Origin of the sequence: Streptomyces laculatispora (assembly GCF_017353455.1) — a bacterium.
Taxonomy (GTDB): domain Bacteria; phylum Actinomycetota; class Actinomycetes; order Streptomycetales; family Streptomycetaceae; genus Streptomyces; species Streptomyces laculatispora.
On record NZ_JAFMPZ010000654.1, the window covers coordinates 1 to 10,694 of the forward strand.

The 10,694-nt window shown below is 72.5% G+C and carries 6 protein-coding genes; 1 reads left to right on the forward strand and 5 read right to left on the reverse strand.

The genetic code is table 11. From position 1 onward, the window contains the following. The first annotated feature begins 341 nt into the window (after positions 1–341). Entirely contained in the window at positions 342–659 is a 318-nt protein-coding gene (locus J1C73_RS33935; protein ID WP_123461133.1) for a chorismate mutase, read from the forward strand. Between the two features lie 355 nt (positions 660–1,014). Here J1C73_RS33935 and J1C73_RS33940 read toward each other — a convergent pair whose 3' ends face one another. From J1C73_RS33940 to J1C73_RS33960, 5 genes are all read right to left on the reverse strand, one after another. Continuing rightward, on the reverse strand, positions 1,015–2,769 hold the full coding sequence (locus J1C73_RS33940) for a COG1361 family protein (RefSeq protein WP_207319719.1): 1,755 nt from the start codon (positions 2,767–2,769) through the stop codon (positions 1,015–1,017). Positions 2,770–3,124: 355 nt separating this feature from the next. Continuing rightward, the gene (locus J1C73_RS33945) at positions 3,125–4,957 is read right to left on the reverse strand and encodes a GMC oxidoreductase (RefSeq protein ID WP_207319720.1); all 1,833 of its coding nucleotides are present in this window, start codon (positions 4,955–4,957) and stop codon (positions 3,125–3,127) included. Between the two features lie 49 nt (positions 4,958–5,006). Beyond that, positions 5,007–6,635, reverse strand: coding sequence for a succinic semialdehyde dehydrogenase (locus J1C73_RS33950; RefSeq protein ID WP_207319721.1), 1,629 nt, complete (start codon positions 6,633–6,635; stop codon positions 5,007–5,009). Positions 6,636–7,038: 403 nt separating this feature from the next. Further along, complete coding sequence (locus J1C73_RS33955; RefSeq protein WP_207319722.1) at positions 7,039–8,706, reverse strand: serine/threonine-protein kinase; 1,668 nt, start codon at positions 8,704–8,706, stop codon at positions 7,039–7,041. 130 nt (positions 8,707–8,836) lie between these two features. Next, positions 8,837–10,694: serine/threonine kinase C-terminal domain-containing protein (locus J1C73_RS33960; RefSeq protein WP_504745075.1), on the reverse strand; the 1,858-nt coding region annotated here is incomplete at its 5' end.

The following is a 10,694-nucleotide window of genomic DNA, read 5'->3' on the forward strand; positions in this document are numbered from 1 at the left end:
CCTCGTCGGCGCCGACGAGGAGTGCCGCCGGGCGCCCTCGCGCCGTACGGGGCCGCACACGGCGCCGCCCGGCAGCCCGGTGGCCGGGGCACGGGCCCGGACCGTCTCAGCATCCGGGCCACGCGTTGGCTCCCGCCCGCCGCCGGGTCCATACTGAGCCCCATGCGTCAGCACACGACCTTCGTCTTTACCTATGGCAACCGGCCCGCCGGCTGCCATGGTCGTGCTGCTTGAGCAACTGACAAGCAACGTTCCAGGCGCCCCGGGCCGACAGGCCCGGGGCGTTCTGGCGTTCCGGACCGGTCGGCCCCCGGGGAGCCGCACCCCACCGGGAGACCACCATGAGCAGCACCTCGACCGACCGGCCCGCAGCCGTCCGCACCGCCACCGAGGAGACCGGCGCGCACACCGCCGAGGCCGCGTCCCTGATCGGCGACGCCCGGTCGCGCATCGACGCCCTCGACGGCCGGATCATCGGACTCGTCCAGGAACGGATGGCCGTCTCCTCGGTCATCCAGGAGGCCCGGATCACCTCCGGGGGCCGCCGGGTGAACCTCTCCCGGGAGATGGAGATCCTCGGCCAGTACCGGGACGCGCTCGGCAAGCCCGGGACCTCCCTCGCGATGACGCTGCTGGAGCTGTGCCGCGGCCGCGTGTGACGCACCGCGGGCCGGACGGCCCGTGGCACCGCTGGGCTGTAGGGGCGTATCCCAGTTCGGGCTGACTCTCACCCGTACGGCGCGTGACCGGGCCCGGCGCGGCTTCGTTGGTCCCGGTGTCCGTGCCAGCCAGGGGCGGCTGTGGAAGGAAACCACGCGTGGCTCCGCCGGGGCGTGTGGCGTACTGCGTGTACGCCGTGGGACCGCGCACCGGCGTGCGTGACCGGTCGGCAGGGGACAGCAGCCCGGTCACCCGAGTACGGCCGCTTCCGGGGACGCCTGGAAGCAACCGTGCTCCAGGGCTCGTGGACCGGTGTCTTCCGGCCCACGAGCCCTGGTGCTTCGCCCACTCCCGCTAACGGGCGGCGCGGCGCCGGGACGTCACGTACAGCACGCCGCCGGCCAGCAGCGCGACCGCCGCCGCGAACGCGGCCGTCAGCGCGGTGGAGCCGGTGGCGGCCAGGCCGCCGCCCGTGCCGGAACCCGATCCGGTCGATCCGGTCGATCCCGTCGAACCCGTCGAACCCGTGGAGCCGGTTGCGGCCGAGCCGCCGGACGTGGCGCCGTCGTCGCCGGTGGAGCCGCCCGCCGCGCCGCCCGCGGTGGACGAGCCGCCGGTGGAACCCGACGTCGCGGCTCCCGTGCTCCCGGTCCCGGAGTCCCCGGAGTCGTCGGCGTTCAGGACGAAGGACGCGGTGTTGTTCTCCCGCTTCGGGTCGAACGGCAGCTGCGGGTCCCGCGTCCGCACGTTGCGGACGACGACCGCGCCCGAGGCCCCGGCGACGACCTCGGCGACCTTCATGTCGAAGTGCAGCGAGAGGTACTGGTCCTCCCCGAAGGCCGTCGCCGCCTCGCACAGATAGCGCGGTGCGCCGGTCTGCTCCTTGCGGTACTGCCCGTCGGCCGTCACGCCCCGGCACTTGTCGGGCCATTCGGTGACCGAGGCGCCCTCGGGGACGGTGAAGTCGAGGGTGGCGACGGACTCGCCCGAGCGCAGGTTGGCGATCCAGGCCGGTCCCTCGTTGTGGAAGCCGATATCGGCCTCGACGGTGCTGCCCCGCACGCCCCGCGCCGAATCGCCGTCGGCCACGAAGTCGGCGGTGTTCGCGGTGCTGAAGTCGGCCTCCTGCTGGTTGTCACGCGGGTTGAGGTCGGCGGACCGGGCGACGGGGAGTTCCTTGAGGGTGAGCACGTTCCCCTTGGCGCCCGTGGTGAGCCGGGCACCGGTCCGCTGGGCGTCGAGCGCCGCTGAGCCGCCCTCGTCGACCCGGTAGACGAAGGTGTCGCGGTAGGCGCGCCGGGTGGCCCGGAGCATCAGCGGTTCGGCGAGCTCATAGGTGGCGCCCGCTTCGTAGCTGCCCTCGACCGAGCAGAGTGCGGTGGTCCGGACGGGGACGCCCTGGCCGGCGTCGTCCTCCTCGTACTCGCAGTTCCGGTACCGCTCGGTGAACTCGATGCCGTGCGTGTACATGAGGGTGAGCAGTACGCCGTCGGCGGCGCGGGTGCCGTTGTTGGAGAAGGCGAGCGGGACCGGCTGGGTCTCGCCCGGCTTGAGCTCCGTCTTCAGCGGGGCCTGCTTCATCACCAGGTCGGGGCCGCCGATCCCGATCCGGGTGGAGAACGCCGTGAAGGTCGCGCCGTCCGCCTCGCCGGTGACCCGGACGGTGCCGAAGTCCCCGTCCTCGCTGCCCTTGGCGGCGGTGACGCGGAGTTCGAGCAGCGGGTTCGTGCCGGGCGGGATGCCCGCGTCGTGGCAGACGCCGGTGGTGCCGGTGATCGCGCAGTCGGCGCCGCCCTGCTTGCTGAAGACGGCGTCGGCGACGCCCGCGATCCCGCTGAGGTCGAAGGTCACGGTGTACTCACCCGCGAAGCCGCCGTGCTCCTCGTCCTGGGACGGGTTGTCGACGGTGATCGCGACGGAGGCCTGCCGCGGCGCCCCGCTCGCCGGATACGGGTGCAGGGCCGTCTCGGCGGGACCGCCGAAGTGCAGGACGGGGCCGTCGGCGTGCGCCGGGGCGGTCAGGGCGAGCGATCCGGCGGCCAGCAGGCCGACGGCGGCGAGGCTGCCCGCGGCGCGGCGCAGCGCTGCTCTCGGAGTCGTGCGTCTCATCGCGGGACCTTCTGGGGGTCGGTGGGGACTGTGCGGCTGCTGTGGCAGCGGTACGAGTTCGACCCCGGGGCCCTGCGAACAGTTGCGCGGGCACAGGTCACGGATTGAGCACGGAAGCAAACGTGAGCGACATCACATAAGGGTTCTGTGAATTCCGGGACAACCATCGGGACACCTTGCAGGTCATGCATGCGGAACCACCGGTCACATCCGTAACTCGGCTTCACCGGTAGAGCATGAGGGGCTGCACTCGGAGGGGGGTGCAGCCCCTTCTGCTGTCCTCTTCCGCTGTCCTCGGTCCTCTTCCGCTGTCCTCGGTCCTCTTCCCGTGCGCTCCCCGGCCGGCCGGATCCGGTCAGGCCTGCCCGGCCTTCTTCGGCGGCACCGTGGGCATCCCCAGGAACGGCAGCCTCAGCGCGCCGAACGCCTCCTCCGGAACGGCCGGCGCCTGCGGCTCGACCGCCGCCAGCCGCTCGTACGCCTCGCCCGCCGCCGGGCGGGGGTCCTGCTCGCCCTTGTTCGGCCAGAAGGACATGGCCCGTTCGGCCTGCGCGGTGATCGTCAGCGACGGGTTGACGCCGAGGTTGGCGGAGACCGCCGAACCGTCGACCACCGAGATGCCCGGGTGCCCGTACAGCCGGTGGTAGGCGTCGATCACCCCGTCCTGCGCGCTCGCGCCGATCGGGCAGCCGCCGAGGAAGTGCGCGGTGAGCGGGGTGCCCATCAGCTCGCCGATGTTGGAGCCCGCGAAACCGTTGATCTCGTCGGCGAGCAGCGTCGCGCTCCGGGTCGCCTCGGCGATCTGGGTCGGGTTGGGCGCACCGTGGCCCTGCCGGGCGGTGAGCAGGCCCTTCCCGATGCCGCCGGGCTTGCGGTACGCGGTCAGCGAGTTGTCCAGCGACTGCATGACGAGCCCGATGATGGTCCGCTCCGACCAGCGCCGGTTGGAGAGCGAGCGCACGGCGAGCGCCGGGTGCTTGGCCATGTTGCCGAGCCAGCCCAGCACCCGGTGGGTGCTGTAGGGGACCTGGAGGATGGTCATCCCCCCCATCGCGTTGGATCCCTTGCCGTAGCGGACCGGCTCGATGTGGGTGTTCTCGTCGGGGTGGATCGACGAGGTGATGGCGACGCCCCTGGTGAAGTCGGCCTTGGCGCCGTGCTTCCTGCGGTACCGCCGGTCGGAGGTCTGTGCTCCCACGAGCCCTTCGGAGTTGGTCCGGGTCAGCTCGCCGAGCCGGGACGAGATACGGGGCAGCAGCCCCCGGTCCTTCATCGTGTGCAGCAGCGTCTGGGTGCCGTACGTGCCCGCCGCCACGACCACCTTGCGGGCGCGCAGCCGCGTCGGCCTGCCCTTCCTGCGGCGGTCGGTCGGGACGGTGGTGACGTGGAAGCCGCCCTCCGGGTCCTCCGTGACCGCGACGACGGAGGTCATCGGGTGGATGACCGCTCCGGCCTTCTCGGCGAGGTGGAGGTAGTTCTCGTTGAGGGTGTTCTTCGCACCGTGCCGGCAGCCCGTCATGCATTCGCCGCACTCCGTGCATGCCTTGCGGGCGGGGCCCGCACCGCCGAAGTACGGGTCGGCGACCGTGCCGCCGGGCTTGGCCCTCGCCGTGCCGTCGGCGTCCCTGCCGTCGCCGAAGAAGACCCCGACGGGGGCGAGATGGAAGGTGTCGCCGACGCCCATGGCCTCGGCGGCCGCCTTGAGGTGGACGTCCGAGGGGGTCGTCGTCGGGTTGAGCCGGACCCCGAGCATCCGCGTGGCCTGGTCGTAGTACGGCTTCAGCTCGTCCTGCCAGTCCGTGATGTGCGCCCACTGCCGGTCCTCGAAGAACGGCGCCGGGGGCACGTACAGCGTGTTGGCGTAGTTCAGCGAGCCGCCGCCCACCCCCGCACCGGCCAGCACCATCACCTTGCCGAGCAGGTGCACCCGCTGGATGCCGAAGAGGCCGAGGGCGGGGGCCCAGAGGTAGTTCTTCAGGTCCCAGGAGTTCTTGGGCAGTGTGCCGGAGGTGAACCGCCGGCCCGCCTCCAGGACGCCCACCCGGTACCCCTTCTCGCTCAGCCGCAGAGCCGACACCGCACCGCCGAAGCCCGATCCGACGACCAGTACGTCGTAGTCGTACGCGGCGTCGTCGTCGGCCGCACCGGCCGGTCCGGCCTGATTCTGGGCAGGGCTGTCCTGGGACATGGCACTCCTCGGTACGAAAAGGACAGGGATGCCGCGGTGGCGCGGCGGGTCAGCGCAGGCGGAACGCCTTCATCGCCTTCAGGCTGCGGCTCATGAAGGCCGCGTACTTCTCGTCGTCCATCCCGAAGGACGGGGCGAGCGGGATCAGCCGCTGCTGGGCGACGGTCTGCGCCTCGGTGTACTTGAGGATGCCCTCGGAGCCGTGCCGGCGGCCGAGTCCGGACTCCTTCATGCCGCCCATCGGGGACTGCACGCTGCCGTACGCGGGGGCGTAGCCCTCGTTGATGTTGACCGTGCCGGTCCGCAGCCGGGCGGCGACCCGGTGGCCGCGCCTGCCGTCCTTGGTCCAGACACTGGAGTTGAGGCCGTACGGGGTGGCGTTGGCGAGGCCGATGACCTCGTCCTCGTCGCTGAAGCGGTAGAGGGACACGACCGGTCCGAAGGTCTCCTCGGTGCAGACGGCCATCGGCGCCTCGACGCCGTCGAGGATGGTCGGCTCGTAGAAGAGCGGGCCGATGTCGGGACGCGCGACCCCGCCCGCGACGAGCGTGGCGCCCTTCTCGACGGCCTCCGCGACATGCCGGCTGACCGTCTCCAGCTGGCGCTCGCCCACCAGGGAGCCCATGTCGGCCCCGTAGGCGAGGGAGTTGCCGAGCCGCATGGCCTTCGTACGGGCGGCGAACCGCTCCACGAAGTCGTCGGCGACCGACTCGTGGACGTACAGCCGCTCGATGGAGATGCAGAGCTGGCCGGCGGAGGAGAAGCAGGCCCGGACGGCGCCCGCGGCGGCCTTCTCCACGTCGGCGTCCTTCAGGACCAGCATGGCGTTCTTGCCGCCGAGCTCCAGCGAGACCCCGACGAGCCTGGCCGCGGCGCCCTGGGCGACCTCGCGGCCGGTGCGGGTGGAGCCGGTGAACGAGACGTAGTCGGCGTGCTTGACGACCTCGGGGCCGACCACGGGTCCGTCGCCGAGCACGATCTGGAACACCTCGGCCGGAAGCCCGGCCTCGATCAGCAGGTCACGGGCCCAGAGCGCGGTCAGCGCGGTCTCCGTGTCGGGCTTCATCACCACGGCGTTGCCGGAGACGAACGCGGGCAGGGCGTCGCCGACGGACAGCTCGAACGGGTAGTTCCACGGCGCGATCTGGCCGATGACGCCGCGCGGCTGGCGCAGCTCGGTGACCTTGGTGAGGGTCGGGACGACACCGGTGTGCCGCTTCGGCTTCAGATACGAACCGGCCTTGCGGCCGTAGTGCCGGGCGGCGACGGCGACCGCCTGCACCTCCTCATGGGCGTGCAGACGGGCCTTGCCGGTCTCCAGCTGGATGAGGTCGAGGACCTCGGACTGGCGGCTGAGCACGAGGTCGTGGAAGCGCAGCAGCACGGCGGCCCTGGCCCGCACGGGCGTCGCGGCCCAGACCGACTGGGCGGCACGGGCCCGCTCGAAGGCGGCCGCCACGTCCTCGGGGGTGGACTCGGGCAGGTCGGCCAGCTTCTCCCCGGTGAAGGGGGTGTGGTTGGCGGTACGCCCGGAGCCGACGACGCCGCGGGTCAGCTGGGCGATCACCTCGGGGGTCACGACATCGGCGGCCGTGCGCACGCCCGCGGGCGCGGCGGCCACCGGGTTGGTGCCGACACCGGCGGCGGAGGTGGGCGTGGAGGCCTGCGAGTCCGTCATGAGGGCGAGAGTACGTCCAGCCGGATGCTTTGGGTACCCGTGGGTAACGGCTTTTCACAGTCCCCACAACAGCGCTCCGCGAGCACCCGTTGATCGAGCCAGTGACTACTGGCTACGTAAGTGCTGATCAGGGGCTATCTCCACGGGTCGCGCTCAGGAGGCGTGAATCCTCAGCCCCTCGGCCAGCTGCTGGAAAATCTTCTCCCCGTCCTTGAGCGCCTGGCCCGCCCGGCCCGCCGCGGGCTCGCGGCCCGGGCCTCCCGGTACGACGCTCCTCTCCTCCGGGATCTCTGTCCCCCGTCACCCGTCATCCGTACCTCCTGTCGGAGGACAAGTGCGGTGGACACCAGCCGGCTGAGCGATGACCGACCCGCGACAGTCCGGTCGCGGGCGGTTTCCGGCGTCAGCCGGTGTCCCCCGGAGCGCGCCAGCCGCGCAGCATGGTGTCGAACTGGTCGCGGGTGGTGTCCCAGTCCGCCGCCGGACCCGTCATGTACAGCGCGTACTCCGGCCCGGCGTCGCCCCCGTAGTACATCTGGTCGATGGCGTGCCTCGACTCGCCGTTCTTCTCGGTCCAGGTGAACTCCCAGAGCGATCCGGGATGGTCACGGTAGAAGTTGGGTTCCAGGCCCAGACCCTGGTAGGCCGGCAGCCGCTCCCGCAGGCTCAACTCCATGTTCTTCATGTGCAGGTAAGAAGTCTCGAAGTCGGGCTGCTGGTCGATGCTGATGCGCAGGTAGTGCTTGCCGTTGTCCGGGGTGTAGTCGATGTTCGTCTTGGTCTGCCGGCGCTGCCAGCCGTTCGGCACCAGGAGGCTGAACCCCTCCCGGTCGTGGACCCGCTGCCAGCCGTCCGGTACGCCCTTCAGCGTCGGATCGGGCTTCGGGGAGGACTTCGGCGAGGACTTCGGCGAGGACTTGTGGGGGGCCGGGTCCGGTGACCGGGCGCCGGGGGTTCCGGTGCCGCCGCTCGCACTGCTGCTCCCCGGGTGGTCCCGGTACTTCATCGCGGCGATCCCCGCGCCGCCGCCGAGCAGCGCCGCCAGGGCGACGACCAGCATCGCCGTGCGCCACCGGCCGCGGCCGCGCCGGGTCACCGGTGCGGCCCCGGGGGCCGGGGCGGCGGCGGGGTGGGGCAGCTGGGCCGTACCGCCCGACGTTCCGCCCGAGCCCATCGCGTGCAGCATCTCCTGTGACACCTGCTGCGTCGGGACGTACGCCTGGGCCGCCCGGGGCTGGCGCCCCTCCATGGCCTCCAGCAGCATCCGTTCCGTCTCCTCGGCCGACGGCCGGTCCGCCGGGTCCTTGCGGAGCAGCGCGGTGATGACGGGGGTGAGGGCACCGGCCCGGGTGGGCGCCGACGGTTCCTCGGCCACGACGGCCTGCATGGTGGATATCGGGGAGGTGCGGCGGAACGGTGATCTGCCCTCGACCGCGGTGTACAGCGTGGCACCGAGCGACCACAGGTCGGATGCGGGGCCCGGGTCGCCCCCGCGCACCCGCTCGGGTGCCAAGTAGTCGATGGAGCCGACCAGTTCACCGGTCCTGGTGATGGTCGAGTCGCCCTCTATCGCCGCTATCCCGAAGTCGGTGAGCAGTACCCGGCCGTCCCGGGCGAGCAGTACGTTGCCCGGCTTCACATCGCGGTGCAGCACCCCGGCGCTGTGTGCGGCGCGCAGCGCGCCCAGCACATGGAGGCCGATCCTGGCGGCCTCGCGCGGCTCCAGCTCGCCGGATTCCTTGCAAGCGTCGGCGAGTGACGGGCCGTCGACGTACTGCATGACGATCCACGGCCGGTTGTCGTGCTCGATGACGTCATGGACGGTGACCACGCCCGGGTGCGTGATGCGGGCGGCGGCGCGGGCCTCCTTCTGCGTGCGGGCGTGCAGCACCACCCGGTCCGCCTCGGCGACGTACAGCCCCGCTGTCAGCTCCTTGACGGCGACGGTGCGGTGCAGCACCTCGTCGTGCGCCCGCCAGACCTTGCCCATGCCGCCGCGCCCGAGGACTTCGCCGAGCCGGTATCGCCCGGCCAGCACCAGTCCCGCGTCCGTGCCCTGTGATCGATCCACGTGTACCTGCCCCGTTCCTTCGGATGACAGGTTACGGAGAGGAGGTGCGGCCACGGAACCTCGCACCGCCCATGAAATCGCACTGTGATGCTTGTCGCTCCGGCCCGTCGCTCTGGGGTCCCCGTGTGTATCAGGGCGTCACACGGTAGGAAGCGATGGCTTGTTGGTAGATGTCCGACACCTTGTCGCGCTGGTCCTCCGGACCGATGACCTGGAGGATGTGGTAGCGGCCCGCGACGATCATCGCCAGGTTGCGTACGTACACCTCCCGTCCGGAACCGTCCTGCCAGGTGAACTGGCCCTCCGCCATGGCCTGTCGGCCGACGTCGATCCGGCGCAGTCCGCTCGCCGAGGACCAACTGGAGTCCCGGAAGGGCTTCAACTCGGCTTCCTTGTCGCGCTGGTAGTCGAGCGGGTCGACCCCGTTCGCCTTGACGGTGTCGCGGCCGGGGACGATCAGCAGGGTGAAGCCGTCGCTGCCGTAACGGATCTGGCGGTCCGTGTTGGCGGGGCTGCGCTGCCACCCCTTGGGCACCCCGACCTCGAAGCCCTCGTCGTCCTTGCGCAGCACGTAGCCGGGCGCGAGTGCGACGGCGGAGCGGCTGGTCTGCGGCTTCTGCGCGCCGCTCGACCGGGACGGCGACGGTCCGCCGGAGCTGCCGGAGCCCGGATCGGGCGCTCCGGTCGCCGTACGGGACGGACTGGCGCCCGCACCGGACTGCGTACCGGACTTGGGCATGAACATCACGGCGTACACGATCGCCGCGACCAGCACCAGCAGTATCAGGACGAGCAGCAGCCGGCCGAGCCGTCGCGGCGCGCGCTGCCCGTCCTGCTGCGGGCGCGGCGGGGTGCGCAGCGCCTTGGGGCCCTTGGGCTCGCGCGGCGGCTTGACGGCTCTGGGCTCGCGCGGTTCGGCGAGTACCGGCTCCGCCTCCAGCCGTCCCTTGGTGTGGCGGTGACGGCCGTGCGCCGGGCCGTTGCGACGGCCGCGGCGCTTGCGGACGAGCTCGCCCCGGCGGCGCACGACGGGCAGCCGGGTGTCGTCCACGGACGGCAGCGGTACGACGTCGAAACCGGCCTCGGGCTCGGGCGCCGCCCGTACGAGGGAGCGCAGCCAGCCGCGCAGCTCCTCGAAGTCCGGGCGCTCGGTGGGGTCCTGGCGCAGCAGCGACTCGACGACGGGCCGCAGCGCACCGCACTCCTCGGCGAAGGCGGGCGGCTCACCGCAGACCATCTGGACGAGCTCGGCGGCGTTGTCCTCGGGGTACGGGGCGTGGCCCTGGACGGCGCGGTAGAGCAGCGCGCCCAGCGCCCAGAGGTCGGTGGAGGGGCCGATGGGCGGTGCCAGCTGCCAGTTCTCGTGGACCGGCCCGGCCTGCTCGGGCGCCCAGCGCTCGGTGACCGCGCCGACGACCGCGATCCGGGCCTGCCGCGCGCGCTCGGCGGCCAGCGTGGTGGCGGGGCCCCGGTAGGCCGAGGTGTCGCGGTTCCCGGCGACGATCTCGTCCCAGCGGCCCGGGGCGGTCTCCCGGCTCTCCGCGGGCGGCTGCGGGCGGGCGGGCGCCGGGGTGGCACCCTGGCGCCGGGAGTCGGCCCGCAGGGCGTCCTCGCTGGAGCCGCCGGCGGGGACCGGACGTCCGGCGCCCGGGCCGTCGTCCCAGGAACCGGTCAGATGCAGCCGCCGGGGCGGCGCCTGACCGCCGCCGTCGCTGCCACCGTCCTCGTCGTCCTCGTCGTCGTACGGGTCGTCGTCGTTGTCGTTGTCGAAGGCGTATGCCTGGGGGGCCGGCGGGCCGGGCGCGGGGGACCGGCCGCCGGGCTGCTGCGGCCCGGCGGCACCTTCGCGCTGGACCGGCAGGGTGCCGGTGTCCCGCGCCTCGTCCGTACCGGCCCGGCGCTCCTCCTCGCTGATGCGCGCGGCGGCGCGGGCACCCGCGCGGTACGCGGCGATGGCGCCCGCGCCGCCGCGCGCATCAGCGAGGAGG